Raw genomic sequence first — 25096 nt, 5'->3', positions numbered from 1 at the left:
CTCCAGTCTACGGTCGCCGGGTCGGCGTTCCCTGTGTCGGCCGCCGCTCAGGCCCGGATGGCCGTCGTGGCGCGGTCGCGCATCGTGAGGTCGGGGTGGGTCGCCGCCGCGCGCCAACCGTCGGCGGCCAGCAGCTCGCGGATCGCGGGGCCCTGCCATTCGCCGTGCTCGAGGATCAGGATGCCGCCCGGGTGCAGCAGTCGCCTGCCGACCTCCGAGAGCGTACGCACGACGTCGAGTCCGTCGGGACCGCCGTAGAGCGCGGCCGGCGGATCCCAGTGGCGCACCTCCGGATCGCGCGGGATCGCGTCGTCCGGCACGTAAGGCGGATTGGACACGAGCACCGAGACGCTGCCGTCGAGGTCGGGGAAGGCGGCGGCAAGATCGATGAACGCGAGGGTGGCGCTCGGCGCGTGCTCGGCGAAGTTCTCCTTGGCCCAGACGAACGCGTCGACCGAGTTCTCGGCGGCGAACACGCGGGCGTGCGGCACCTCGGTCGCCAGCGAGAGCGCGATCGCACCCGACCCGGTGCCGAGATCGACCGCGAGGGGAGCCGGCGATGCCGAGGCGCGCAGCGCGTCGATGGCCAGCTGAGCGACGATCTCCGTCTCGGGCCGCGGCACGAACACGCCGGGTCCGACGCGCAGCTCGAGATGGCGGAAGGGCGCCCGTCCCGTCAGGTGCTGCAGCGGCTCGCGGGCAGCGCGGCGCGCGATGAGGCCCTCGAAGACGTCGAGGTCGGCGGGCACCGGGTCGCCGCGGAGCGCTGCAGCGGCCAGGGCCCCGCGCGACAGTCCCCACACGTGGGCGGCCAGCAGCTCGGCATCCACGTCGGGCGTCGGCACGCCGGCGGCGGCCAGGCGCGCGGTCGCGCTGCTCAGCAGCTCGCTCAGGCGCTCGGGCGCGCGGGAGTCGTCGACGGTTTTCATGAGTACGTCCAGCCTAATCGTGAAGAATCGTCATATACGGCTCTCTCCCGGGGCTCGACCGTAGGCTGGTGCGACCGCCTCGGACCAGCCCGAGACGCCCGCGAAAGCTGCACACCCGCACGAAAGGCAGGCCATGTCCGGCATCCACTCCGACATCACGAGCGCATTCGGCAACACCCCGCTCGTGAAGCTCAACCGCGTCACCGAAGGCCTGCCGGGGACGGTGCTGGCCAAGCTCGAGTTCTACAACCCCGCCTCGTCGGTGAAGGACCGCCTCGGGATCGCGATCGTCGACGCCGCGGAGGCGTCGGGAGACCTGAAGCCCGGCGGCACGATCGTCGAGGGCACGAGCGGCAACACCGGCATCGCCCTCGCGATGGTCGGCGCGGCGCGCGGCTACAAGGTGATCCTCACGATGCCGTCGTCGATGTCGGTCGAGCGTCGCCTGCTGCTGAAGGCGTACGGCGCCGAGCTCGTGCTCACCGATCCCTCGCTCGGTATGAAGGGCGCGGTCGCCGAGGCCGAGCGCATCGCCGGAGAGACTCCCGGTGCGGTCCTCGCGAAGCAGTTCGCCAACCAGGCCAACGTGGAGATCCACCGCAAGACCACCGCCGAGGAGATCATCCGCGACACCGACGGGGCCGTCGGCTACTTCGTCGCCGGCATCGGCACGGGCGGCACGATCTCCGGCGTCGGGCAGGTGCTCAAGGAGCGCCTGCCGGAGGCGAAGGTCGTCGCCGTCGAGCCGGCCGATTCACCGCTTCTCACGAAGGGCACGCCCGGTCCCCACAAGATCCAGGGCATCGGACCGAACTTCATCCCGCCGATCCTCGACCAGTCCGTCATCGACGAGGTCGTCGACGTGGCCTTCGACGACGCGATCGCGACGGCGCGCGAGGTGGCCACCAAGGAAGGCATCCTCGTCGGCATCTCCTCGGGCGCCGCCATCTGGACGGCGCTGCAGATCGCCGCCCGCCCGGAGGCCGCGGGCAAGAACATCGTCGTCATCGTGCCGTCGTTCGGCGAGCGGTACCTCTCGACGGCGCTCTACGAGCACCTGCGCGAGGACTGACCCGAGACGTGCCCGGCATCCATCCCGACATCACCACCGCCTTCGGCGACACTCCCCTGGTCCGGCTGAACCGCCTGACGGAGGGGCTCGCCGCCGAGGTGGTGGTCAAGCTCGAGTTCTACAACCCCGGTGCGAGCGTCAAGGACCGTCTCGGGTTCGCGCTCATCGAGGCGGCCGAGGCCAGCGGCGAACTGGTGCCCGGCGGCACGATCGTCGAGTCGACGAGCGGCAATACGGGCATCGCGCTCGCCCTCATCGGCGCGGCCCGCGGGTATCGCGTGATCCTGACGATGCCCGCCTCCATGTCGAAGGAGCGGCGAACGCTCCTGAAGGCGTACGGCGCCGAACTCGTGCTCACCGATCCCTACAAGGGCATGACGGAGGCCGTGGACACCGCTCACCGCATCGTCGCCGACACTCCCGGTGCGATCCTCGCGCGTCAGTTCGAGCACGAGGCGAACGCCGCGATCCACCGCCGCACGACGGCCGAGGAGATCTGGCGCGACACCGAGGGGAAGGTCGACTGGTTCGTCGCCGGCTCCGGAACGGGCGGCACGGTCACCGGCGTCGGGCAGGTGCTGAAGGAGCGCAATCCCGACGTCCGCGTGGTCGTCGTCGAGCCCAAGGACTCCCCCATGCTCAGCGAGGGTCGCGCGGGCGGCCACCGCATCCAGGGCATCGGACCGAACTTCGTGCCCCACGTGCTCGATCGCACCGTGATCGACGAAATCTCCGACGTCGAGTTCGACGACGCGATCGCCACGGCTCGTGACCTCGCGACGCGGGAGGGCATCCTCGCGGGGATGTCGGCCGGCGCCGCCGTCTGGACCGCTCTGCAGATCGCCGCGCGCCCCGAAGCGGCGGGACAGCGGATCGTCGTGATCATCCCGGATGCCGGTGAGCGCTACCTGTCGACCGCGCTCTACGCGCACCTGCGCGAGGATGCCGCGTGAGCGCCGTCGGCCGCGTGGCGCGGGCGCTGCGACGCTCGTCGGCCCGCGTGCGTGAGGACATCGCGGCGGCGAAGCTCCGGGACCCCGCCGCACGGTCCAGCATCGAGATCGCGCTCCTCTACCCCGGTCTCCACGCGATCTGGGCGCACCGCGTCTGGCACGCGCTCTGGGTGCGGCGCGTACGCTTCCTCGCCCGCGGCGGCTCGCAGGTCACCCGGTGGCTCACGGGGATCGAGATCCACCCGGGGGCGCAGATCGGTCGCCGCTTCTTCGTCGACCACGGCATGGGCGTCGTCATCGGCGAGACCGCCGAGATCGGCGACGACGTCATGCTCTACCACGGGGTGACGCTCGGCGGACGCACGCGTGACGCGGGCAAGCGGCATCCCACCCTCGGCGACGGTGTCGCCGTCGGCGCGGGAGCCAAGGTGCTCGGCCCCATCACGATCGGTGCGGGCTCGGTCATCGGGGCGAACGCCGTCGTGACCGTCGACGCCCCCGAGGACTCGGTGCTCGTCGGCATCCCGGCCAAGCCCCGCAAGCGCACTCCCGGAGAGGACACGCGCGCCGTGCTGACGGCGCCCGAGTACTACATCTGACGCGGCGCGTCAGCTGCGGCGCTCGGCGACCTTCTTCTTGATGAAGAGCATCGGCAGCAGGAGCGTTGCGAGCGCGGTGACGAGCCAGACGATGACCGGCGCGATGATCCACGTCCACCAGGGCGCGCCGATCGTGAGCCCGGCACCCGGGATGAGCACCACCACGACGAGCGCGACGAACGTCGACACGATACCGATGCCGCCCAGCAGCGCGGGTGCATTGCGCTGCGCGACGCGCGCGAGCCACGGCGCCAGCACGCTCTGCAGCACCGCGAAGATCACGATCGCGAGGATGAAGCCGATCGGGCTCCGCCACTCGATCGCGAAGCCGGGGAGGACGAGATCGGCGACGATGAGTCCGAGAGCCGCCGACACGAGGAAGATCAGCGCACGCAGCAGGAACATGACCATGACGCGAGCGTAGCGCTCAGCGCCGTCCTGTCGGAGACACGTTTCCGACCGTGTCAGGAGCCGAGCGCCGCCAACCGGGCCTCTTCGTCGGCCGCGATCGCGGACTCGATGATCGGGCCGAGGGCTCCGTCCATCACCTGGTCGAGGTTGTACGCCTTGTAGCCGGTGCGGTGATCGGCGATGCGGTTCTCGGGGAAGTTGTACGTGCGGATGCGCTCGGAGCGGTCCATACCCCGGATCTGCGATCGTCGCGCATCGGATGCCGCCGCGTCGAGCTCTTCCTGCTGCTTCGCGAGGAGCCGCGCCCGCAGCACGCGCATGCCGGCCTCCCGGTTCTGGAGCTGGCTCTTCTCGTTCTGCATCGAGACGACGATCCCGGTCGGCACGTGCGTGATGCGGACGGCCGAGTCGGTGGTGTTGACGGACTGCCCGCCGGGCCCGGACGAGCGGAAGACGTCGATCTTCAGGTCGTTCGGGTCGATCTGGATCTCCTCGGGCTCGTCGACCTCGGGGAAGACGAGCACGCCCGTCGTCGAGGTGTGGATGCGCCCCTGCGACTCCGTGGCCGGCACCCGCTGCACGCGGTGCACCCCGCCCTCGTACTTCAGGTGGGCCCACACGCCCTGCGCGGGGTCGGACGACGTGCCCTTGATCGCGACCTGGACGTCTTTGTAGCCGCCGAGATCGCTCTCGTTGCGTTCGAGGAGCTCGGTCTTCCACCCCTGCGAGGCGGCGTACTGGATGTACATCCGCAGCAGGTCGGCGGCGAACAGCGCGGACTCCGCGCCGCCCTCGCCCTGCTTGATCTCCATGATCACGTCACGCGCGTCGTCGGGGTCGCGCGGGATCAGCAGGCGGCGCAGACGCTCCTGGGCGGCCGCGAGGCTCTCTTCCAACGCCGGCACCTCCGCGGCGAAGGCGTCGTCCTCCTTGGCGAGCTCGCGCGCCGCGTCGAGGTCGTCGGATGCCGCGACCCACGCATCGTGGGCGGCGACGATCCGACTGAGCTCGGCATAGCGGCGGTTCACCCGCTTGGCGCGGGCGGCGTCGGCGTGCACGGCGGGGTCGGAGAGCTCCTCCTGGACCGCCTTATGCTCGTCGATCAGCCCCTGGACGGACTCGAACACGATCGTGGGCGGCGAGGGTCAGCGGATGCTGTTCTCGTGGCCGTGGCTGTGGCCGCCGCCGTGTCCGGTGGGCGTCGGGATCGACTTCTGCATCTGCACGAGGAACTCGACGTTGGACTGCGTCTCCTTGAGCTTCCCGAGGACGACCTCGAGAGCCTGCTGCGGGTCGAGTCCCGCGAGAGCGCGACGCAGCTTCCACGTGATCTTGACCTCGTCGGACGACAGGAGCATCTCCTCGCGGCGCGTGGACGACGCGTTGACGTCGACGGCCGGGAAGATCCGCTTGTCGGCGAGCGAGCGGTTCAGGCGCAGTTCGCTGTTGCCGGTGCCCTTGAACTCCTCGAAGATGACCTCGTCCATCTTGGAGCCGGTCTCGACGAGCGCGGTCGCGAGAATCGTGAGCGAGCCGCCGTTCTCGATGTTGCGCGCTGCGCCGAAGAAGCGCTTGGGCGGGTAGAGCGCCGAGGCGTCGACACCACCGGTGAGCACGCGGCCCGAGGTCGGCGCGGAGATGTTGTACGCGCGGCCGAGGCGGGTGATCGAGTCGAGCAGCACGACGACGTCGCGACCGAGCTCCACGAGGCGCTTGGCGCGCTCGATGGCGAGCTCGGCGACGGTCGTGTGGTCTTCGGCGGGGCGGTCGAAGGTCGAGGCGATGACCTCGCCCTTGACCGTGCGCTGCATGTCCGTGACCTCTTCGGGGCGCTCGTCGACGAGCACGACCATGAGGTGGACCTCGGGGTTGTTCGTCGCGATCGCGTTGGCGATCTGCTGGAGCACGATCGTCTTGCCGGCCTTGGGCGGGGCGACGATGAGGCCGCGCTGACCCTTGCCGATAGGGGCAACGAGGTCGATGATGCGCTGCGTGAGCTTCTCGGGCGCGGTCTCCAGGCGGAGGCGCTCCTGCGGGTACAGCGGCGTGAGCTTGCCGAACTCGACGCGCTCGGCGGCGTCGTCGACGGAGAGGCCGTTGACGGAGTCGACCTTCACGAGGGCGTTGTACTTCTGACGGCTGGACTGCTCGCCCTCGCGCGGCTGCTTGATCGCGCCGACGACGGCATCGCCCTTGCGGAGGTTGTACTTCTTGACCTGTCCGAGCGAGACGTAGACGTCGCTCGTGCCGGGCAGGTAGCCCGTCGTGCGGACGAAGGCGTAGTTGTCGAGCACGTCGAGGATGCCGGCGATCGGGATGAGGACGTCGTCCTCGCCGATCTCGGTCTCGAACTCGTCGCCCGTCTGCGCACCGCGGCGCTTGTTGCGCTGGCGTCCGCGGCCCTGACCCTGGCTCTGGTCGTCGTCGTCGGACGACTCGGCGGGCGCGTTGTTCTGCGCGTTCTGGGCGTTCTGGTTGCCCTGGCCGTTCTGACCGCCCTGGGCGGGCGCGTTCTGCGCACCCTCGCCGCCCTTATTGCGGTTGCGGCTGCGGCTGCGCGAGCGGCTGCGGCTGCGGCCGGAGGTCTCCGCCGTGCCGTCGCCGCTGTCGCCGGACTCGGTCGAGGCCTCGGCGGTCGCGTCGGCGTCGGCGCTCTCGTTCGCGGCGGCGTCGGCCTTCTCGGCGTCGCCCTTCTCCGCGGCGGGGGTCTCGGTGGCGGGGGTCTCGGCCTCGGTGGCCGGCGTTGCGTCGGCCGGCGCCTCGACCGCGGTCTCCTCGCCCGACGCCGCAGCGGCGGCTTCGACGGACGCCTCCGCCTCGGCGGGGGTCTCGGCGGGAGCGGCGGCGACCTCGGTGCTCTTGGCGCGACGCGGGGCGCGCTTGCGGGGCGCCTTGGCGGGCTTCTCGACGGGAGCCTCCTCGGCGGCGGGCTCCTGGGCGGGAGCCTCCGCAGCGGCGGGCTCCTGGGCGGTAGCCTCCGCGACAGCGGGCTCCTCAGCGGGAACGTCCGCAGCGGCGGGCTCCTCGGTGGCAGCGTCCGCCGCGGCGGGCTCTACGTTCTCGGCGGGCTGAGCCGCGTCGGTGGGGACATCCACGGCAGCGTCTTCGCGCGCGGCGTCATCGGTCTGGATCTCGGAGATGGACTCCACGAGTTCTCCCTTTTACATATGGATAGGACTGACCGTGTCTCGGGCCCGTCCATAGCGGCGCCCTCCCGCCCCGCAGTGGCGCGTTCGCGACCGTAGAGGACGGCGATCGCCGAAGCGGGGGGTAACACGGTGGTTCGCAGATTTGCGACGGAGGCCAGATTCACGAGCTGGTCGTGGAACCCTCCGTATACTCCCTCACTGTAGCACCCTTGACGTCGACAGCCAGCAGGAGCGGCTCCCACGGGGTGTCTCCCCCGGCTGCCACCTCGACGGCCTCGAGGCGACGTCCGGGCCCGTCCGCCAGCACGAGGACGCTCGGCCCCGCACCCGAGACGACGGCGGCGAAACCCGCCGCGCGCAGGCGGCGGACGAGCTGGTCGGTGGCCGGCATCGCCGACGCGCGATACGACTGGTGCAGCTTGTCCTCGGTGGCCGCCATGAGCAGTTCGGGGCTCTGCGTGAGGGCCGCGATCAGCAGCGCCGACCTCGAGACGTTGAAGACGGCATCCTCTCGGGTCACCTGCAGGGGCGCGAGCCCCCGGGCGACGCTCGTGGACATCGTGAAGTCGGGGCGGAACACGAGCGGCGAGACGCCGCGGTGCACGAGGAGCTTCTTGTGCTGCGGACCGCTCTCGTCCATCCACGCGATCGTGAGGCCGCCGAACAGGGCGGGCGCGACGTTGTCGGGGTGGCCCTCGAGCTCGGTGGCCAGGCGCAGGAGCAGGTCGGGTCCGAAGTCGACGTCGCCGGCGAGAAGGCCCTTCGCCGCCAGGAGACCGGCGACGACCGCCGCGCCCGACGACCCCATGCCGCGCCCGTGCGGGATCGTGTTGTGCGCGGACAGGTGGATGCCGGGCATCGTGCGGCCGACGGCGGCGTACGCGTGTGCGATCGCTCGGACCACCAGGTGCGACGCGTCGGTGGGCACCTCGTCGGCACCCTCGCCCGTCACGGTGATCTCCAGGCGTCCGGGCTCGGCGAGGGTCGTCACCGTCAGCTCGTCGTACACGCTCAGCGCGAGACCGAGCGTGTCGAATCCCGGACCGAGGTTCGCGCTCGTCGCGGGCACGCGCACCGCGACGGCGCGCGCCGGCGTAGCGGACGCCGCGCCCGTCATGCCGAGGGGGCCAGTCCGAGGACGGAGGCGACCTCGCTCGTCTCGGCGTCGACGACCGTGGGCTTCACCTCGGTGCCGTCCGCCTGGCGCAGGGCCCACTGCGGATCCTTGAGTCCGTGGCCGGTGACGGTGAGGACGACTTTCGAGCCGGCCGGGACGATGCCCGCCTCGGCGCGGTCGAGCAGCCCGGCGACGCTGATGGCCGATGCGGGCTCGACGAAGACGCCCACGGTGCCGGCGAGCAGCTTCTGGGCCGCGAGGATGCGGTCGTCGTCGATGGCGCCGAACCAGCCGTCGGTCGCGTCACGGGCCTCCAGCGCGAGCTCCCACGATGCGGGATTGCCGATGCGGATCGCCGATGCGATCGTCTCGGGGTTGCGCACGACCTCACCGCGGACGAGGGGCGCGGAGCCGGCGGCCTGGAGCCCGAACATGCGCGGGACGCGCGTCGAGACCCCGCGCTCGACCTCTTCGCGGTAGCCGCGGGAGTAGGCGGTGTAGTTGCCGGCGTTGCCGACGGGGATGAAGTGGAAGTCGGGGGCGTCGCCGAGCTGGCTGACGACCTCGTACGCGGCCGTCTTCTGCCCCTCGATGCGGTCGGGGTTGACCGAGTTCACGAGGTGCACGGGGTAGTGGTCGGCGAGTTCGCGCGCGATCTCGAGGCAGTCGTCGAAGTTGCCGCGGATCTGGATGAGCTGTCCGTTGTGGATGACGGCCTGGCTCAGCTTGCCCATCGCGATCTTGCCCTCGGGCACGAGCACGGCGGCCGTGATGCCGGCGTGGGCGGCGTAGGCCGCAGCGGATGCCGAGGTGTTCCCCGTCGAGGCGCAGATGACGGCCTTCGCGCCGTGCTCGACCGCACGGGACAGCGCGACGGTCATGCCGCGATCCTTGAACGAGCCCGTCGGGTTCATGCCCTCGAACTTGACGTAGACGTCGGCGCCCGTGATCTGCGACAGGGACGGCGCCGGGATCAGCGGCGTGCCGCCCTCGCCGAGGGTGACGACCGTCGAGGCGTCGGTGACGCCCAGCCGATCGGCGAATTCGCGGAGGACTCCGCGCCAGACGTGTGCCATGTCAGTTCCCTTCCACGCGCAGGACCGAGACGACGCGCTCGACGACGTCGCTCGCGCCGAGACGGTCGACCGTCTCGGCGAGGTCCTGCTCCTGTGCCTTGTGGGTGCCGATGACCAGGCGCGCCCGGCCCTCCGCTCCCGTGGTCTGCTCCGCGGTGGGCTCGCCGTCGAGCTCCTCCGCGATGATCGACTGCTCGACGGTGGCGATCGAGACGCGTCCGTCGGCGAGGATGCCCGCGATCGTCGCGAGCACGCCCGGACGATCGTCGACCTCGAGGGTGATCTGGTAGCGCGTGACGGCGCGGCCGACGGGCGCGATCGGCAGGTTCGCGCGCGTGGACTCCCCCACCCCGACCCCGCCGGCGATGTGGCGGCGCGCCGCCGAGACGACGTCGCCGAGCACGGCGGACGCGGTCTGGATGCCGCCGGCACCCGCCCCGTAGAACATGAGGTCGCCGGCGGCCTCGGCCTGGACGAACACGGCGTTGTTGGCGCCGCGGACGCTGGCCAGCGGGTGGTCGCGGCGGACGAGGGCGGGGTGCACGCGCACCGAGATCGCCTCGCCGTCGCCGTCGTCCAGCCGCTCGCACACCGCGAGGAGCTTGATGACGTAGCCCGCGGTGCGCGCGGCATCCATCATCTGCGCATCGATGCTGGAGATGCCCTCGCGGTGCACCGCTTCGAGCGGAACGGTCGTGTGGAACGCGAGCGAGGCGAGGATGGCGGCCTTCTGGGCGGCGTCGAAACCCTCGACGTCGGCCGTGGGGTCGGCCTCGGCGTAGCCCAGACGCTGGGCGTCGGCGAGCACATCGGCGTACTCGGCGCCCTCGCTGTCCATGCGGTCGAGGATGTAGTTGGTCGTGCCGTTGACGATCGCGAGGATGCGACGCACGCGGTCGCCCGCGAGGGAGTCGCGCAGCGGCCGGATGATCGGGATCGCGCCGGCGACGGCCGCCTCGTAGTGGACGGACGCGCCCACCTGGTCGGCCGCCTCGAACAGCTCCGGTCCGTGCGTCGCCAGGAGCGCCTTGTTGCCGGTGACGACGTCCGCGCCGGCGTTGAGCGCCTGGAGGAGCGCCGTGCGGGCGGGCTCGATGCCGCCCATGAGCTCGATGACGATGTCGCTGCCGACGATGAGAGGCTCCGCGTCGGTCGTGAACAGCTCCCGCGGCAGCTCGGTGTCGCGCGGGGCGTCGAGGTCGCGCACGGCGATGCCGACGAGCTCGAGTTCCGCTCCGGCCCGATCAGCCAGTTCGGCGGAGTGCTGCAGCAGGAGGGCGGCGACCTGCGAGCCGACGGAGCCGGCCCCCAGCAGTGCCACCCGGAGGCGACGGTTCTCAGTCATCGGTTCCCTCGGTCGTGGTCGGATCGGCGCCCACGTCGCGCGCCAGGATGTCGGAGATCGTCTCGCCTCGCACGATGAGGCGGGCACGTCCCTCTCCGACGGCGACCACCGGCGGGCGGGGCACGGCGTTGTAGTTGCTCGCGAGCGAATAGCAGTAGGCGCCGGTGGCCGGCACGGCCAGCAGGTCGCCGGGGGTCACGTCGGCCGGGAGGTATTCGGCATCCACCACGATGTCGCCCGACTCGCAGTGGCGACCCACCACACGCGCGAGGGCGGGAACGGCATCCGACGTGCGCGACGCGATGCGTGCGGAGTACTGGGCGCCGTAGAGGGCGGGGCGGGCGTTGTCGCTCATGCCTCCGTCGACGCTCACGTACAGGCGGCTGAGGTCGTCGGACACCCGGACGGGCTTGACCGTGCCGACTTCGTAGAGCGTGACGCCGGCGCGGCCGACGATCGCGCGGCCCGGTTCGAAGGCGAGGTTCGGCATGGGGATGCCGCGGACGTCGCACTCGCGGGCGACCGCCTCGACGATGCCGTCGGCGAGTTCCTCGATCGGGGTCGGATCGTCGACGGACGTGTAGGCGATACCGAAGCCGCCGCCGAGGTTCAGCACGGGGACGTCACCGCCCTCGAGGAGTTCGGCGTGCAGTTCGACGAGGCGCGCGGCCGACTCCGCGAAGCCCGCCGTTCCGAAGATCTGGGAGCCGATGTGGCAGTGCAGACCGATGAAGCGCAGCGACGGGATCTCGCGGATACGGGCGACGACGGCCGCCGCGTCGGAGAGGGCGAACCCGAACTTCTGGTCTTCGTGCGCCGTCGCCAGGAAGTCGTGCGTCTCGGCGTGGACGCCGCTGTTGACGCGCACGAGGACGTTCTGCGCCTCGCCGGAGCGGAGCAGGCGTTCCGCGATCGCGCCGAGCCGCTCCACCTCGATGGGGCTGTCGACGATGATCGAGCCGACGCCGACCGAGACCGCCTGCTCGAGCTCCGCGACCGACTTGTTGTTGCCGTGGAGTCCGATGCGGGCGGGGTCGGCGCCCGCGGCGAGCGCGATGGCGAGCTCCCCGCCGGTGGCGACGTCGACGGCGAGGCCCTCGCTCGTGACCCAGCGCACGACCTCGGTCGACAGGAACGCCTTGCCGGCGTAGTAGACGCGGGCCTGCACGCCGTGGCGTCCGGTCGCGGCGGTGAACGCCTCGCGGACGGCGCGGGCGCGGGCGCGCACCTCCGGCTCGTCGAGCACGTAGAGCGGGGTGCCGAAGCGTTCGCGCAGCTCGGCGACGCCGACCCCGCCGATCGACAGGGCGCCGTGGTCGTCACGATGAGCGGATGCCGGCCAGACCGCTGCGACGAGCGCGTTCGCGTCGTCCGGCGCGACGAGCCACTCCGGCACGGGCGCACGGTTCTCAGAGGCGGACACGGTGAGCACCAATCGGGTGGAGACGGGGGCTGCCGGCGGGATGATCACGCCTGGACAGTCCGGACATGCGGTGGTCAAAGTCTAGGGCACGGGGCCACCCGGTCCTGCCCCGATGACGGGCGGCGAGACTCAGCTGCAGGTGCCGTTCTCCTGGGCCGACGCGTCGCGCAGGATCGCGCTGTCGATCTCGAAATCGGCGACGACGGCATCCGGCTCCACCCGCACGCCCGTCAGAGTGACCGCGGCGGGCAGGTACTGCGCGATGCAGACGTCCCAGTCGCGGACGACCGTGGATGCCAGGGCACCGAACTGCTGCACGATCGACTCGGCGGAGATCTCGGCATCCGCGATCCGCAGCGACGCCGGCGACAGGACGAGGTCGCCGTTCTCGGCGCGCGGCGTGAGGGCGACGCCGACGGGCACCTTCGTGACGAGCGCGTTCAGCTCGAACGTCACCGCGACATCGGGGGCGTCGATCTCGACCGTGTCGGCCGGGAAGTCGTCGAGGGTCGCGAGGAGATCCTCCAGCTGGGCTTCGTCGAGGGTCGCCGTGGCGTGCGCACCGCTCCAGTCGCCCCCGCCGTGCACCGGGACGTCCTGCGCGACCACGGAGATGTCCGCCGTCAACTGGCCGAGCGGCACATCGTCGGATGCCACGCGCACCTCGGGCAGGTTCCCCACGATGAGGCCGAGGAGCACGGCGCCGTCGAGCTCCACGTCGATCTGCTGGTCGGCCGGGAGCGACAACTGGGTGATCGCCTGCTCGCGGATGGTCTGCTTGACGATGCTGCGGGCGATCGCGTCGCCCGCGAACCACGCGCCGATCGCGAGGGCCACGACGACGATCAGCGCGACGATCCACGCCCACCGGCGCCGACGGCGTGGCGACGGCGTCGGGCTTGACAGCACCCACTGCGCTCCCGGGTCGGGAAGCGGCTGCGTGGGTTGGCTGTCGGCGCTCATCGCGGCATCCGTCACATGCGCTCGGGGGCGGTGACCCCGAGGAGGGTGAGTCCGTTGCGGAGCACCTGACCGGTGGCGTCATTGAGCCACAGCCGCGTGCGGTGGAGGTCGGTGACCTCCTCGTCGCCGAGCGGCGTGACGCGGCAGTTGTCGTACCAGCGGTGGTAGAGCCCGGCGAGCTCTTCGAGGTAGCGCGCGACGCGGTGCGGCTCGCGCACCTCGGCCGCGAACGCGACGACGCGCGGGAACTCCTGCAGGGCGCCCAGCAGCGCCGACTCGGTCTCGTGGTCGAGCAGCTCGGGCGCGAACGCGTCGCGGGTGACCCCGGCCGCCGCCGCGTTGCGCCCGACGTTGTGGGTGCGCGCGTGGGCGTACTGCACGTAGAAGACGGGGTTGTCGTTCGTGCGCTTCTGCAGCACATCGAGGTCGATGTCGAGGTTCGAGTCGGCCGAGCTGCGCGTGAGGGCGTAGCGGGCCGCGTCGACGCCGACGATCTCGACGAGGTCTTCCATCGTCACGACCGTGCCGGCGCGCTTGGACATGCGCACCGGCTGACCCTCCTTGACGAGGTTCACCATCTGGCCGATGAGGATCTGGAGGTTGACGGACGGCTCGTCGCCGAAGGCCGCCGTCATCGCCATGAGGCGCTGCACGTAGCCGTGGTGGTCGGCACCGAGCATGATGATGCACCGGTTGAAGCCGCGCTCGCGCTTGTCGAGGTAATAGGCGAGGTCGCCCGAGATGTAGGCGGGCTGGCCGTCGCTCTTGATGACGACGCGGTCCTTGTCGTCGCCGAAGTCGGTCGAGCGCAGCCAGGTCGCGCCGTCGGCTTCGTAGATGTGGCCGAGTTCGCGCAGCCGTGCGACGGCCCGGTCGACCGCGCCGGAGGTGTGCAGGTCGTTCTCGTGGAAGTAGACGTCGAAGTCGACGCCGAAGTTGTGGAGCGACGCCTTGATCTCGTCGAACATGAGCCCGACGCCCACCTCGCGGAACGCCTCCTGCTTCGCGGCGGGGTCGAGCGCGTCGATGTCGCCGTCGTAAGCCGCGACGACGCGCTGGGCGATGTCGGCGATGTAGCCGCCGCCGTAGCCGTCTTCGGGCGTGGGCAGTCCCTCGTGCGCGGCGACGAGGCTGCGCGCGAAGCGGTCGATCTGGGCGCCGTGGTCGTTGAAGTAGTACTCGCGGGTCACCTGGGCGCCCTGCGAGGAGAGGATGCGGGCGAGCGCATCGCCCACCGCGGCCCACCGGGTGCCGCCCAGGTGGATGGGGCCCGTGGGGTTCGCGCTCACGAACTCGAGGTTGATGACCTCGTCGCTACGGGAGTCGTTCGTGCCGAACGCGGTGCCGGCCTCGACGATCGTGCGGGCGAGCGCGCCGGCCGCCGCGGCGTCGAGGCGGATGTTGATGAACCCGGGCCCGGCGACCTCGACGCTCGCGACGCCGTCGGTGGCGGCGAGCGCCTCGGCGATCTCGGCGGCGAACTCGCGCGGGTTGGCGCCGACGACCTTGCTGAGCTTGAGGGCGGCGTTGGAGGCCCAGTCGCCGTGGTCGCGGCTCTTGGGACGCTCGAGCACGAAGTCCTGCACCGTGAGGCTCTCGCTGGAGCCGGGGCGTCGGGCCTCCGCGAGGGGGGTGACGACGGCGAGCAGGGCGACGGCGAGCGCTTCAGGATTCATAACCCTCCGATTCTACGAGGGTGCGGCGTTTCGTCTCGCTCCGCTCGCTCAACGACCGAGGTCTGCCCCCGGTCGTTGAGCGAGGGCGCACAGCGCCCGAGACGAAACGCCGCCGCCCCCGCCGCTCCCCCGTCCGCTCCCCCGGTCGTTGAGCGAGGGCGCACAGCGCCCGAGACGAAACGCCGCCGCTCCCGTCCCCGAACGGGTCAGGCGAGCTGAACGAGCGATCCGAAGTCGTCGAGGGTCGGATCGGATGCCGCGGCCGCGGCATCCAGGGCTTCCACATCGGCCGTGTCGTCGGGCACCACGAGCGCGTCGACGCGCATCCGCTGCAGGCCCACATACCCGCCGTGGTAGCTGAGGAAGGCGCAGTCCGCGGCATCCCGGCCCGTCGCGATGCGCACGAGCGAGCGCCGGTTCGCGAGACGCGTGGCGTCGATGACGTACCAGGTGCCGTCGTGGTAGGCCTCGGCGACGGCGTGGAAGTCCATGGGGCGCAGGCCCGGCGCGTAGCAGGCGGCGTAGCGGGCGGGCATGTCCATGGCGCGCAGGAGCGCGATGACGACGTGCGCGTAGTCGCGGCAGACGCCCTGGCCCGTCATGAGGGTGGTGACGGCCGAGTCGGTGCCCTGGCTGAGTCCGGGCGTGTACGTGGTCGACGTCGCGACGAACTCGCTCACCGCCGTGATCAGCTCTTGGCCCTGCAGGCCACGGAACTGGCGACGTGCCTGCGAGAACACCTCGTCGGACTGGCAGTAGCGGCTCGGGCGCAGGTAGGTGATGGCTTCGAGGTCGCTCGTGGCGCGTGGGGAGACCTGTCCGTCGATGAGCGCTTCGTAGCGGATCTGGAGCGGCCCCGCCTCGCCCTGGAGGCGGTGCAGGCGGCTGCCGGACTGGTCGACGATCTCCGTCGGCATGTACACGCGATCCCCCTGGAGGAAGGTGAGCTCCTCGCGCACGACGGGTGCGGGCTGGGCCGCCGCGATCTGGAAGATGAGGTCGACGGGCGACCCCAGTTCCAGGTCGAGTTCGGCGGTGACGATGCGATGCACCGGGATATCCTCGCATGCCCTCAGGGGTGGTGGTTGACCCCCACGAGAGGAGGGGTCAAGAAACCGTTTCCCCCTGTGGGATTCGTGACATACCCTCATCGCATGGGGACGATGGGGCTCTCGACGCGGCGCGCGCCCGCACGCCTGCCCGCCTGGGCGATCGCGGCCCTCGCGGTGCTCGTCGCGGTCATCGCGGTGCTCGCGTTCTGGCGCCCGTGGGCTCCCCCGCCGGCCGCGCTCGTCGCCGGCGCCGACGAGGTCGCCGTGGCCACGCCGCCCGAGCCGATCACGCTGCCCGAGGGCGCACGGGTGCTGATCTTCGGCGACTCATGGACCTGGGGAGAAGCCGCCGCGCCGGGCCAGGGGTACGCGTACGTCGTGGCCGAGCTCACCGGCTGGACCACGGTGGTCGACGGCATCCAGGGCAGTGGATACCTCCGCCCCGGCAAGAGCGGCCTCACCTTCGGGCAGCGCATCGACCTGCTCGACCCGGCGCTCGACCCCGACCTCGTGATCGTGCAGGGGTCGATAAACGACCGCAAGCTCTACCCCGAGGGCTACCGGGATGCCGTCACAGACGCGTGGGACGAGCTCGCCGCGCTCTACCCCGAGGCGCCCATCGTGATCCTCGGCCCGGCGCCCCACATCCTCCCCCTCGAGGAGTCGACGGCCGCCGTCGACGCCGAACTGGCCCGCCTCGCCGCCGCGCGCAGCTGGTGGTACATCTCCCCCGTCGCCGAGAACTGGATCACGGATGCCGATTACCTCGACGTGATCGACACCAGCGAGATCGGTCGGCTCCACCCGTCGACGCCAGGACACCGCTACCTTGCCGAGCGGCTGGCCGCGGCGGTCGAGGCCATCACGCGGTGATAACCTCGATCAGTGCGCCTCCGTAGCTCAGGGGATAGAGCGTTGGTTTCCGGTACCAAAGGTCGCAGGTTCGATTCCTGTCGGGGGCACTTACTCTTCGGAGTTTGGGATTACTCGGCGTCAGCAGCCTCTGCGATAGGCAGCTGAGGTCGGGCCTGTCCTCTCTCGGGTGGTGGCGAACGAAGACCTTAGTCGCGGCCCACTACGTGTGCTTGCGAGATGTACAAGCGAGCAGACTCTGCGAAGTGGCGCTCAGAGTCTTCGGGATTGGTCCCTTCGCCAATTGCCCAACGGAGACGTGAAACGTGGATGTCGCCGACCTTCAGCGATGGGTGAAGTACCTCCATCTGAGCGAAGTCTGCGATAACCGCGTGCGGACTCTTGTATGCCGCGGCGAACAGGACGGCTTGGGCGAGGTCCTGGCGATTCCAGCTCCGATCACCAACTTTGTACTTGACGTCCCCCGTGAATGGAGGCGGCCCTATCTCAAGGTCTGGATTCACCGATACAAACGCTGGTAGCAGGTGGCGTCCACCGGTCTTGACGACGCGCATCGGGGCGAGTGCATCGGCGAGCACCTCGCGGATCGCATCCTCGGCAACGGCTGCCGAGTTGAAGAGGAACGTCCCAGAGGCGTGGTCGCCGGACTCGAGGGAGCGGCCGACCCCGGTAAGGATGTCGAACGCGTACTTCAGAGCTGTCTGGTAATGGCGATAGCGCGCGGGGAGTCGTTCGAGATCGACGTCGTCCCGCGCTTCACGGGACGCAGACGGAAGCTCGCGTGCAAAGTAGGCCAGCCTCATCCGAAGGCGGTCGTCAACCGCCGGGGAGCGAATCGACTGGGAAACAGCCGCTGCCAAGTACTGGTTGAACGGTGTGGCTTCGGTGAAATCGTCGAACTCGCAGTCCACGAGCACACGGCCCTGCAGCCACTGGCGGGATGTTGTCACCAAGTTGACATGCCCCCGCACGTGCGGAAGCCGTTCCGACGAATGCACGTAGTCCTTCACAAGACCCCGACGGAATACCGTGTCGAGCTCTCCAACGAACCATTCGATTACGAGTCGCTGAAGACCTGCAGCAGCATCGAGCGACGACATCGACGAGTCGACGCGAGGCATGCCGTTTGACCGGGCGAGCAGGTGCATGAAGTGCTGCATGCCAATCTTCGGTTCGACGATGATCGTCAGGTCCGGAAGTCCGACGACGCCAACTACGTTGCCAACTTCGATACTCCAGCTGCCTCCGAAGAGTTTGGTCAGCCGGAAGACGGATCGGAAATCGTCGCTGTGCGCGCCGTTGCTTCCCCACCACCGCGGCTCCCCCGCGAGCTTCTTACCGAGGAGAGCGAGCCTCCCCGCTTGGTCGTCGGTGAGCACATGTGTGGCTGTTCGCGCCTCCATGAGGCGGAGTATCTTCATTCGCCGAAGAGGGTCTCAACGCTTAGGCCATCAAGACTCGCGACGTTGCCGCCGACATAGTCCTCCAGTAGCGGCTGCACCTGCCGTTCCCACACTGCCCGGAGAGTTGCCCGACTCATTCGATCCAGCATGAAGTAGCTGTGGCCGATGCCGTGGTGACGATCACCCATGAGCGCGAAGACTGCTTCATTCAGGGCATCGAATCCGGAGTACAGGGACGGTCCGAGCTCATTCACATGAACGTCCTCGGAGTAGTGCGCCTTCAGAATCTCTGATGATGGGGTGACATCGAAGAAGTCGAAGCGCCTTCGTAGCGCGAAGTCGACGCTCCGGATACTCCGGTCCGCAGTGTTCATGGTTCCGATGATGAACAGCTGTTCCGGCAACGCGAACCTGTTCCGGTACATGAGTCGGACTTCCTGCTCGCGGTATTCAAGCAGGTAGTACAGCTCGCCGAATACTCGGGGAAGATTCGCCCGATTCATTTCGTCGATGATGAGTACGCGCGGCTGGCCGTCTTCTGCGATCGCGTCGGCCAGTTGGACGATCGTCCCGGCAACCGGGGCGAACTCGAACGCGCCGGTGGAGCCAACCGTAGGCCGGAGACCCTCGACGAACTCCTCATACCCGTAGGTCGGATGGAACTGTACAACTTCGATCTGCGGATTGTTGTCGACGTACCCCGCTTGCCCGAGAAGGTAGGCAGCAAGGTGGCGAGCAACGAAGGTCTTGCCCGTCCCTGGAGGTCCCGCCAACACGATCTGCGGACTCGCGTCCCGAAGGCTCTCAACCGTGTTCAGGATCTCGTCCTCAGACCAGTGGATCGCGTTTCGGATCGTCCTGAGTTCCGCCTCCTCCGCGTCTTGGAACGCCGGAGCCTCGCGGACTGCCGGCTCCGCCGGAGTGCGATTCTGACTGGGAAGTGCGTTGGTAGTCGGAAGAATCGTTAAGAGCTCTGACAGCCAGCGAAGGTGCCGTTTGATGTCCCCGTCACTCGGAATCTCGTCTCGGCTGTATCTGAAGGCCAGCAGGTTGCCGCGAGCGTATTGGGCGCCGAGACCGGGGTCGCGGAGGTCAACATCGCGAGTTGCTTCGTCCATCAATGGAGTCCTCGAGGCGGGCGATTCGGACACTCGCCCCCATCCATCTGAAACGTTAACTTCGATGCCTCCCGCATCCAGCTTGGTTACGCCCTGGTTGAGCGACAGATAGGCCGCAGATCCGTCCGCGGCGAAGAGGAGCACGACGTACCAGCCGAGTGTTGGTCGGGGCGATTGAGCAGGATCGAAAACCCGCACCCAAGGCACCTTTGCATTGTTGCCGGCCCCATTGCTTCCCTTCACCTGCGATACATGATCATCCGACGAAGCGAGAAGAGAGACGAACTCACCTGCGATTGCGTTGATCAGTTCGCGACGGCGCGACATCGCGGGCGAAGCCAGGGGGGTGAAGTGGACTTGGAGCTCGAGCACTCCCTGGATCAGTTCGCCAAGGCCACGCGGGAGGCTTTGGGGTTCGTCTGTCATCTCGCCAACCTATTGCAGGCGCTACTCCGGTGGGCGGAGCCATCCCGGTGCCCCGCGGGCGAGGGATCACACCATCAATAGCGGGGTCACCCGCTGCCCGATCCCCAAGCGGTGACATCGGGGGGAGTAACGGGACTTGAACTCGTTACTCACTCGACGACATACCCGTGGGTCATCGCGACCATCATGCCACGTCGGCGCGCCGCGGCATGATGGTCGAGTGCGCTCGTCAACCGGCAGCGCGGGGACGTGGGGAGAAGCATGGGCTGGCTCGATTGGCTGTTCGGCGGCGGTAGCGCGAAGAAGGATGCGGCGGCTTCGCGGGTAGTGCCGCCGCCGCCGGCTTCGCGCCCGCCCTACTTCGCCATCGTCGACTTGGAGACGACGGGCCTGTCACCGAAGAAGGACCGGGTGCTGGAGCTTGCGGTCGTCCGGGTGGATCGAGGTGGCAACGTCGTCGACGAGTGGTCGACTAGGTTCAACCCCGAGGGGCCTGTCGGCGCAACGCACATTCACGGCATAACGCAGGCCGATGTCGCGAACGCGCCTCTGTTTCGCGATGTCGCGGCATCCGTCGTGCCGTACATCGCGGGGCTGCCCATCGCTGCGCACAACGCACGCTTCGATCTCGCGTTCCTCCGCGCGGAGTTCCGCCGCGCTGGATGGGACGTGCCTTGGCTTCCGGCGTACTGCACGCTCGACGGTAGCCATCACTACCTGCCGAATCTGGACCGGCGTCGTCTGGTCGACTGCTGCTGGAGCGCTCGCGTCCCGCTGAACGATGCCCACTCGGCGCTCGCCGATGCTCGTGCGACCGCGGGACTTCTTCGTCACTATCTGCAGGCGCAAGGTCGAGTGCGTCCGCACCCGGCACTTGTCTCGGTGCAAAGTGACGCACGAGGCGTGGTGTGGCCCTCAGGACCGAGCCGGGCACCGCTTGCATTGTTGCCCGACGAGCGGGTCTCGGCTCGGTCGCGTCCGATCAGGGTCACCAAGGCGAAGCCGAAGCAGCCTGCGCTTATCACGCAGCTGTCGAAGCTCAGCCTCGTCGAAGTGCTTGACGAAGGCGCACCCGTAGGATCACTCACGTACGTCGAAACCCTGCTGGATGCGCTCGAGGACGGCGTCATCTCCGGAGACGAAGCCGCCGCTTTGCAGGACCTCGTCGAGGTCTACGAGCTCGGTGACGCCGATGTGGCTGACGCTCACCAGGCCCTCGTGCTCGCCCTCGCGCACAAGGCGCTCGACGACGGCCACGTTTCCCGCGACGAGCGGACCGAACTCGAGTCCATCGCATCGTCGCTGCGACTGTCGGGCGAACTCGTTCCGAAGCTGATCGCCGACGCAGACGCCGCGCGCGCAACACGGCTCAGCGCGAAACTCGTTCCGCTTCCTGCGGACTGGGCACTCGGGGAGCCGCTGCGCGTCGGCGAGAAGGTCGTATTCACGGGCTTCGATGGGCGCGAGCGTGAACGAGCACGGCTGGAGCAACGAACCCAGGAACTCGGCGTCCGCGTGATCGGAGCTGTTTCCGGCCTCACCGCGATGCTCGTCAGTGACGGCTCCTTCGCAGGGGGCAAGCTCGCGCGAGCGCACGAACTTGGGACCCGGATCGTTGATCCCGAGACGTACGCCATACTGCTCAACCACCTCCAACCCGCGAAGGCCTCCACACCCGAGACGAGACGTGCCTTAACAGCGGCCACGAAAGCGGTCGCTGGGAGCACGCCCGTCACGGTTCAAACGTCCACCTCTCCCGGTGAGATCCGCGCATGGGGCATCGAGAACGGCTACACCGTCGGAGTGCGCGGCAGGCTCTCGACCGAACTTGTTCAAGCATACGAACTTGCGCTGCTCGATGCGCAGAAGGAGCCCACAAGCCCGTAGGCCGATCCGCATGCGGGCAAAGTCGGTAAGCGGACGGGGTTCGTGCTGCGATCGAGCCACTAGGGTTTGGATGGACATTCGACGGGTCGCCTGAGCACACTCGGCACGGGTTCGGCGGCTTTCCAAAGGTGACCGAGCATTAGTCGCGAACCAGCCGCGCTCCGGGCCGCGGGTTGCTCGTCGTGGTTCTCCCTGCGGCGATCGTGCTCGGTGTTGTCGTCGTCGAGGCGGCGCTCCTGTTCCGACGAGACTTCGGTGGCCGCTGTTGCCATGGGTAGGAGCGAACCCGAACCGCCCACGTGCGGCCGCCCGGAGAAGAGCCGCCGTCGCTCGACGTGGGCTTTATCGTCGGGTTGAACGCGCCGGAGCGGCCGCCGCGGCTCGTGACTCAGCGAGTGCGCTCCGCACGAAAGCGAACCTCATCGTGCCGGTTCGCTGGCTCATCTACACCGATGTCGTTAGCCCCGAGCAGAATCTGGGGTGTGTGGAACGGGGCGAGTATGGGCGACGAGCCCGTCTTTGATTCGTTCGGGCTGAGGATGAAGTCGCCTGCCGCGCTGCCCCGCGCAACTCCTAGGGCGGGTAGAAGCACCTACTTCGAAATCCCGCTCGGAGGCTTGCCGTGGGCAGGAACGGTCATGCTCGACTGGAACATCAGCGCTCGCATCGAGAACATTCATCGGCGGCAGGCGCGTTTCGAGCCGTTGAACCTGACTTCAACCGAGATCCAACGGCTGCGCCGCCTCGTATTGGCAATTCCGAGAGGCGCGGCGGTTCTGGGGGCGTTCGCCGCAGCGGAACCTGAGACACGTCGTGCGCCTCAGGCGCACGACGTGTCTCGCTACAACGCTCGCACCGATGTCGCCTCGGTGTATTTGGCACAGGCACCGGGCTACCTCCTGCACCTACTGGATGGCGGGGATAGCGGCGGTCTGGTGATCGACTCAGTGGCCGACGACTACCCATATGAGCCTGATCCATTCCGGGCATGGTTCATGATCTCGTACGCGACATTCCTGAAGGCAGCCAGCCTCCATCGCGAGCGGCTGAACTCCCGTCGGGAGCGTGTGGAGCGCTTCGCAACGTGGCTAGAGCATGAACTCCGTGTCTCGCCTGGCCAGGAAGCATGGATCGGCTTCAAGCTCCTGGCAGGCCGCGGCGATCAACCCGGCAAAGCCGAACGGCTGCTCAAACTCGGCCGGCCGCGCGGCAGTGCGGACGCGGTCTGGGGAGCAACCTGGGACCTGATGTACACCCGGATCCCCGCGATGATGACCGTTCCGCCGTTACGAGGAACGTGGCCGCTTCCGATCTTGTTTGTCACCGACGACGCTGCGCTGGTCGATGTGTTCGACGGAAGAAGCTCCCCGTTCCTCGTCACGAACGCGAATGGAGTGACACTCGACGGCGGTCACGTCGACCTCACCCTCCTGCACGACGACGTGCAACCGATCGTCCGCAACTACCTCAAACGCGAGAAGCTCAGGGTCCTCACAAGGAGTCCGGGTGTAACCGATGACGCAATGAATCGCGCTGCGGCGCTCGCTCAATCCCTCGAGCCTCTCTTCGAATAGGCGATCCCGGAACGCGCACCCGTTCCGGGACGCCTGCCGGGCGGGCGCGCTCCGGTCGTATAGTGCGGCATACGTCTGGTCAGCGTGTAGCTGAAGTCTCCCGCCGAGCGACGCGGCCGAGCGATGCGTCGAGAATCGACGGGCCGACGCACGCGCTACCAGTGGCGCACTGGTACCGGTTCCCAGCGTCCGCAGTGCGGCGCTACGGGGTCGGCGTGGGCGTCCCTTGACTCGGTGCTAGCGTCGCGGCTGGCGTCGGCCACGCATCGTCCACCTCGGCGACTTGACGCCGGAGATCGGTCAGCTGACCACTAAGATCGTCAAGCCGAGGCTGCAGAAGCGCCAACGGCACAGCGACCAGGGCAACAGCTCCGAGCACAATCGTTGCGAGTCCTGCCCAGGCGATGTTGCGTGCCCTCTTCGCTTCCTTCTTAGCGTCTCGAGCATCCAGCGCAATCTCGGCCGTGCTGGCCCCAGGCACCCGGTCGGCGCCGACGGCATCGTTGACGTACTCGACCGGACCCTTGTCCTTCATGGCAGGGCTGGGGAACGGCACATATGCGCCGCTGCGTGGGAGTGCCCCGCCCAGCATTGCTACGTCTGCCCATCGGGGCGAAGGGCTGAGCTTTGTGAATTCAACCCAGATCGTTCCCTCCCCCGCCTCGAGCACGTAGTCGCGATCAGTCAGGTTGTGGAGCGGGAGCGAGATCCTCCCCACAAAACCCGGGTCAATGAGGGGACCCGTTCCAACCAACAGACCGCGGTAGATGTTCTTGATCTTGAGGTTGTGGCGTAGTGCGATGTAATCGGGCAGGCGAAACTTCGGCTCCACGGACATGTACGCGATGCTGTTTCGAGGCAACAGGAAGGGCTTGTCCTCAGTCAGAGTGCCGTGCACCACTCCACCTTCCGGAGTGTGCATGACGTAGTCGCCCAGGATGCTCACTTCATAGCTCGCGGACTTCAACTTCGCCGGGTCGAACGGATGGATCATCCCTGTTGCTGACACGTAGTCGGCGATGTCCGCGGAGTTAAGAAGTGCAGGAGGGACATCCGGGAACGGATCCCGCATGCGGAAGTCGGCGAACTTCTCTGCCGCTTCCGTGTCGCTCGTCGCGTAGTTGAGGCGGGAGTTCGCATTGTGCGCGGCAACACGGTCCGCCTCAACATCCACGTAATCAGAGCGCAGGCGGGACTCCACCGCCGACGTTCGATCTCCACCGTCGGGAGTCTGCTCGACCCGCGTCACACGCTTGCGCGCGTTTCGCTTGCTTCCCCACATCAACGCCTCCAGCCCAATCAGGTCTTGACTCACCGTGACCAGACACTATCGGTGCCTAGCCGCCGCGCTGCTGAGCTCCCTCGGCTCTTGCTGAGTTCCCTCGGCTCTTCCGGGTCCTGCAGGTCTTGGGTGATGTCGCCATGATCGCTCACGGCGGAGGGCGTACCATCTCGGACCGGGAGACTCGGCGTCGTTAACCATCCGCCTCGACCGTACCGTCGAGACAACGCGTGTGGCAGAATCCGAGCATGGGCGACGTACTCGATGGCACACGGACCCACGCCGGCCGGAAGCATCCGCAGCCCGAGTTAGATCTGGGACTTCCGCCTCGTGTGTCACCGTCCAGCGGCCGAAGGCCGCGACACAGTGAAGCAATGGAGTCGGTCGCGGACTTTCACCGACGGTTCGCGCTACCAATTTCAAGCCGCCCCCGCGGTCATGTGGATCCGGTTCTCGCTCAGTTGCGCGTTGATCTCCTCGTCGAAGAGGTCGAGGAGTTTCGAGAAGCCACGCACGAAGGCAACGCCGTTGGTATTGCGGACGCTCTCGCCGACATCGTCTATGTCGCGTACGGAGCTGCCCTCACGTATGGTATCGATCTAGATGCGGTCATCCGTGAGGTCCATCGGTCGAACATCAGCAAGCTGGGCGCGGACGGGCGCCCAGTGAGGCGTGCAGACGGGAAGATCCTCAAACCATCTACCTATCGGCCCCCGGACATTCACGCTGTTTTGCTTGATCAGCCGCCGCTGTTCTTGGACTGACGAT

The 25096-nt window shown here is 68.5% G+C and carries 21 protein-coding genes and 1 tRNA gene; 8 read left to right on the top strand and 14 right to left on the bottom strand.

Annotated features, from left to right (window positions below):
• Positions 1-47: 47 nt before the first annotated feature.
• The gene (prmC, locus tag ACSQ18_RS04050; RefSeq protein ID WP_436035889.1) at positions 48-929 is read right to left on the bottom strand and encodes a peptide chain release factor N(5)-glutamine methyltransferase; all 882 of its coding nucleotides are present in this window, start codon (positions 927-929) and stop codon (positions 48-50) included.
• Positions 930-1062: 133 nt separating this feature from the next.
• Here prmC and cysK (ACSQ18_RS04045) point away from each other — a divergent pair, with 133 nt between their 5' ends.
• Genes cysK (ACSQ18_RS04045) through epsC form a run of 3 tightly spaced genes read left to right on the top strand, consistent with a single transcriptional unit; the run spans position 1063 to position 3553 of the window.
• The gene (gene cysK / locus ACSQ18_RS04045) at positions 1063-2001 is read left to right on the top strand and encodes a cysteine synthase A (RefSeq protein ID WP_144807422.1); all 939 of its coding nucleotides are present in this window, start codon (positions 1063-1065) and stop codon (positions 1999-2001) included.
• Positions 2002-2009: 8 nt separating this feature from the next.
• The gene (gene cysK, locus ACSQ18_RS04040) at positions 2010-2954 is read left to right on the top strand and encodes a cysteine synthase A (RefSeq protein WP_436035888.1); all 945 of its coding nucleotides are present in this window, start codon (positions 2010-2012) and stop codon (positions 2952-2954) included.
• Positions 2951-3553: a serine O-acetyltransferase EpsC gene (gene epsC / locus ACSQ18_RS04035; RefSeq protein ID WP_301039575.1), complete on the top strand. Its 603-nt coding sequence runs from the start codon at positions 2951-2953 to the stop codon at positions 3551-3553. Before cysK (ACSQ18_RS04040) ends, epsC begins: the two co-directional genes overlap by 4 nt.
• 9 nt (positions 3554-3562) lie before the next feature.
• Here the strand turns inward: epsC and ACSQ18_RS04030 are convergent, their stop codons facing one another.
• The 10 genes from ACSQ18_RS04030 to ACSQ18_RS03985 form a co-directional block, all read right to left on the bottom strand.
• Entirely contained in the window at positions 3563-3964 is a 402-nt protein-coding gene (locus ACSQ18_RS04030; RefSeq protein WP_301039574.1) for a hypothetical protein, read from the bottom strand.
• A 53-nt stretch (positions 3965-4017) separates the two neighbouring features.
• A complete protein-coding gene (gene prfA / locus ACSQ18_RS04025) occupies positions 4018-5091 on the bottom strand; it encodes a peptide chain release factor 1 (RefSeq protein ID WP_144807419.1) in 1074 nt (357 codons plus the stop codon).
• An 18-nt stretch (positions 5092-5109) separates the two neighbouring features.
• Complete coding sequence (gene rho / locus ACSQ18_RS04020; protein WP_436035887.1) at positions 5110-7113, bottom strand: transcription termination factor Rho; 2004 nt, start codon at positions 7111-7113, stop codon at positions 5110-5112.
• 160 nt (positions 7114-7273) lie between these two features.
• Entirely contained in the window at positions 7274-8230 is a 957-nt protein-coding gene (thrB, locus tag ACSQ18_RS04015; RefSeq protein WP_436035886.1) for a homoserine kinase, read from the bottom strand.
• The gene (gene thrC, locus ACSQ18_RS04010; protein WP_144807417.1) at positions 8227-9306 is read right to left on the bottom strand and encodes a threonine synthase; all 1080 of its coding nucleotides are present in this window, start codon (positions 9304-9306) and stop codon (positions 8227-8229) included. The genes thrB and thrC overlap by 4 nt, the downstream gene beginning before the upstream one ends.
• 1 nt (position 9307) lies before the next feature.
• A complete protein-coding gene (locus ACSQ18_RS04005) occupies positions 9308-10651 on the bottom strand; it encodes a homoserine dehydrogenase (protein ID WP_436035885.1) in 1344 nt (447 codons plus the stop codon).
• Positions 10644-12074 carry a diaminopimelate decarboxylase gene (gene lysA, locus ACSQ18_RS04000; protein WP_436038382.1) on the bottom strand — a complete coding sequence of 477 codons (1431 nt, stop codon included), beginning with the start codon at positions 12072-12074 and terminating at the stop codon, positions 10644-10646. Before lysA ends, ACSQ18_RS04005 begins: the two co-directional genes overlap by 8 nt.
• Positions 12075-12203: 129 nt before the next feature.
• Positions 12204-13037, bottom strand: a complete 834-nt coding sequence (locus ACSQ18_RS03995; RefSeq protein ID WP_436035884.1) for an LmeA family phospholipid-binding protein — start codon at positions 13035-13037, stop codon at positions 12204-12206.
• A gap of 11 nt (positions 13038-13048) precedes the next feature.
• Positions 13049-14713 (bottom strand): arginine--tRNA ligase, encoded by a 1665-nt coding sequence (argS, locus tag ACSQ18_RS03990; protein WP_436035883.1) that lies wholly within the window; start codon positions 14711-14713, stop codon positions 13049-13051.
• A 206-nt stretch (positions 14714-14919) separates the two neighbouring features.
• On the bottom strand, positions 14920-15765 hold the full coding sequence (locus tag ACSQ18_RS03985; protein ID WP_436035882.1) for a transglutaminase-like domain-containing protein: 846 nt from the start codon (positions 15763-15765) through the stop codon (positions 14920-14922).
• A 102-nt stretch (positions 15766-15867) separates the two neighbouring features.
• Between ACSQ18_RS03985 and ACSQ18_RS03980 the strand changes: the two genes are divergently transcribed.
• Both ACSQ18_RS03980 and ACSQ18_RS03975 read left to right on the top strand, forming a co-directional pair.
• The gene (locus tag ACSQ18_RS03980) at positions 15868-16638 is read left to right on the top strand and encodes an SGNH/GDSL hydrolase family protein (RefSeq protein WP_436035881.1); all 771 of its coding nucleotides are present in this window, start codon (positions 15868-15870) and stop codon (positions 16636-16638) included.
• A gap of 16 nt (positions 16639-16654) precedes the next feature.
• Positions 16655-16727, top strand: a tRNA-Arg gene (locus tag ACSQ18_RS03975).
• A gap of 99 nt (positions 16728-16826) precedes the next feature.
• Here the strand turns inward: ACSQ18_RS03975 and ACSQ18_RS03970 are convergent.
• On the bottom strand, positions 16827-18059 hold the full coding sequence (locus ACSQ18_RS03970; protein WP_436035880.1) for a 5-methylcytosine restriction system specificity protein McrC: 1233 nt from the start codon (positions 18057-18059) through the stop codon (positions 16827-16829).
• Positions 18056-19585, bottom strand: a complete 1530-nt coding sequence (locus ACSQ18_RS03965) for an McrB family protein (protein ID WP_436035879.1) — start codon at positions 19583-19585, stop codon at positions 18056-18058. The genes ACSQ18_RS03970 and ACSQ18_RS03965 overlap by 4 nt, the downstream gene beginning before the upstream one ends.
• Positions 19586-19846: 261 nt before the next feature.
• Here ACSQ18_RS03965 and ACSQ18_RS03960 point away from each other — a divergent pair, with 261 nt between their 5' ends.
• The gene (locus tag ACSQ18_RS03960; RefSeq protein WP_436035878.1) at positions 19847-21472 is read left to right on the top strand and encodes an exonuclease domain-containing protein; all 1626 of its coding nucleotides are present in this window, start codon (positions 19847-19849) and stop codon (positions 21470-21472) included.
• A gap of 638 nt (positions 21473-22110) precedes the next feature.
• On the top strand, positions 22111-23046 hold the full coding sequence (locus ACSQ18_RS03955) for a hypothetical protein (protein WP_436035877.1): 936 nt from the start codon (positions 22111-22113) through the stop codon (positions 23044-23046).
• A 202-nt stretch (positions 23047-23248) separates the two neighbouring features.
• On the opposite strand, the gene ACSQ18_RS03950 is transcribed toward ACSQ18_RS03955, so the two are convergent.
• Positions 23249-24361 (bottom strand): hypothetical protein, encoded by a 1113-nt coding sequence (locus ACSQ18_RS03950; protein WP_436035876.1) that lies wholly within the window; start codon positions 24359-24361, stop codon positions 23249-23251.
• A 341-nt stretch (positions 24362-24702) separates the two neighbouring features.
• Between ACSQ18_RS03950 and ACSQ18_RS03945 the strand changes: the two genes are divergently transcribed.
• A complete protein-coding gene (locus ACSQ18_RS03945) occupies positions 24703-25092 on the top strand; it encodes a hypothetical protein (protein ID WP_436035875.1) in 390 nt (129 codons plus the stop codon).
• Positions 25093-25096: the final 4 nt, after the last annotated feature.

This window comes from Microbacterium sp. LjRoot45 (assembly GCF_964253325.1).
GTDB lineage: Bacteria > Actinomycetota > Actinomycetes > Actinomycetales > Microbacteriaceae > Microbacterium.
The sequence above is the reverse complement of the archived record's forward strand: the minus strand, read 5'-3'. Positions and strand labels throughout refer to the sequence as shown.

Excerpts from the sequence above, each read along its gene's own strand:
- prmC (WP_436035889.1), bottom strand. The coding sequence starts at position 929 with ATGAAAACCGTCGACGACTCCCGCGCGCCCGAGCGCCTGAGCGAGCTG.
- cysK (WP_144807422.1), top strand. The coding sequence starts at position 1,063 with ATGTCCGGCATCCACTCCGACATCACGAGCGCATTCGGCAACACCCCG.
- ACSQ18_RS04030 (WP_301039574.1), bottom strand. The coding sequence starts at position 3,964 with ATGGTCATGTTCCTGCTGCGTGCGCTGATCTTCCTCGTGTCGGCGGCT.
- thrB (WP_436035886.1), bottom strand. The coding sequence starts at position 8,230 with ATGACGGGCGCGGCGTCCGCTACGCCGGCGCGCGCCGTCGCGGTGCGC.
- thrC (WP_144807417.1), bottom strand. The coding sequence starts at position 9,306 with ATGGCACACGTCTGGCGCGGAGTCCTCCGCGAATTCGCCGATCGGCTG.
- ACSQ18_RS04005 (WP_436035885.1), bottom strand. The coding sequence starts at position 10,651 with ATGACTGAGAACCGTCGCCTCCGGGTGGCACTGCTGGGGGCCGGCTCC.
- ACSQ18_RS03995 (WP_436035884.1), bottom strand. The coding sequence starts at position 13,037 with ATGAGCGCCGACAGCCAACCCACGCAGCCGCTTCCCGACCCGGGAGCG.
- argS (WP_436035883.1), bottom strand. The coding sequence starts at position 14,713 with ATGAATCCTGAAGCGCTCGCCGTCGCCCTGCTCGCCGTCGTCACCCCC.
- ACSQ18_RS03980 (WP_436035881.1), top strand. The coding sequence starts at position 15,868 with ATGGGGACGATGGGGCTCTCGACGCGGCGCGCGCCCGCACGCCTGCCC.
- ACSQ18_RS03970 (WP_436035880.1), bottom strand. The coding sequence starts at position 18,059 with ATGAAGATACTCCGCCTCATGGAGGCGCGAACAGCCACACATGTGCTC.
- ACSQ18_RS03965 (WP_436035879.1), bottom strand. The coding sequence starts at position 19,585 with ATGACAGACGAACCCCAAAGCCTCCCGCGTGGCCTTGGCGAACTGATC.
- ACSQ18_RS03960 (WP_436035878.1), top strand. The coding sequence starts at position 19,847 with ATGGGCTGGCTCGATTGGCTGTTCGGCGGCGGTAGCGCGAAGAAGGAT.
- ACSQ18_RS03955 (WP_436035877.1), top strand. The coding sequence starts at position 22,111 with ATGCTCGACTGGAACATCAGCGCTCGCATCGAGAACATTCATCGGCGG.
- ACSQ18_RS03945 (WP_436035875.1), top strand. The coding sequence starts at position 24,703 with ATGGAGTCGGTCGCGGACTTTCACCGACGGTTCGCGCTACCAATTTCA.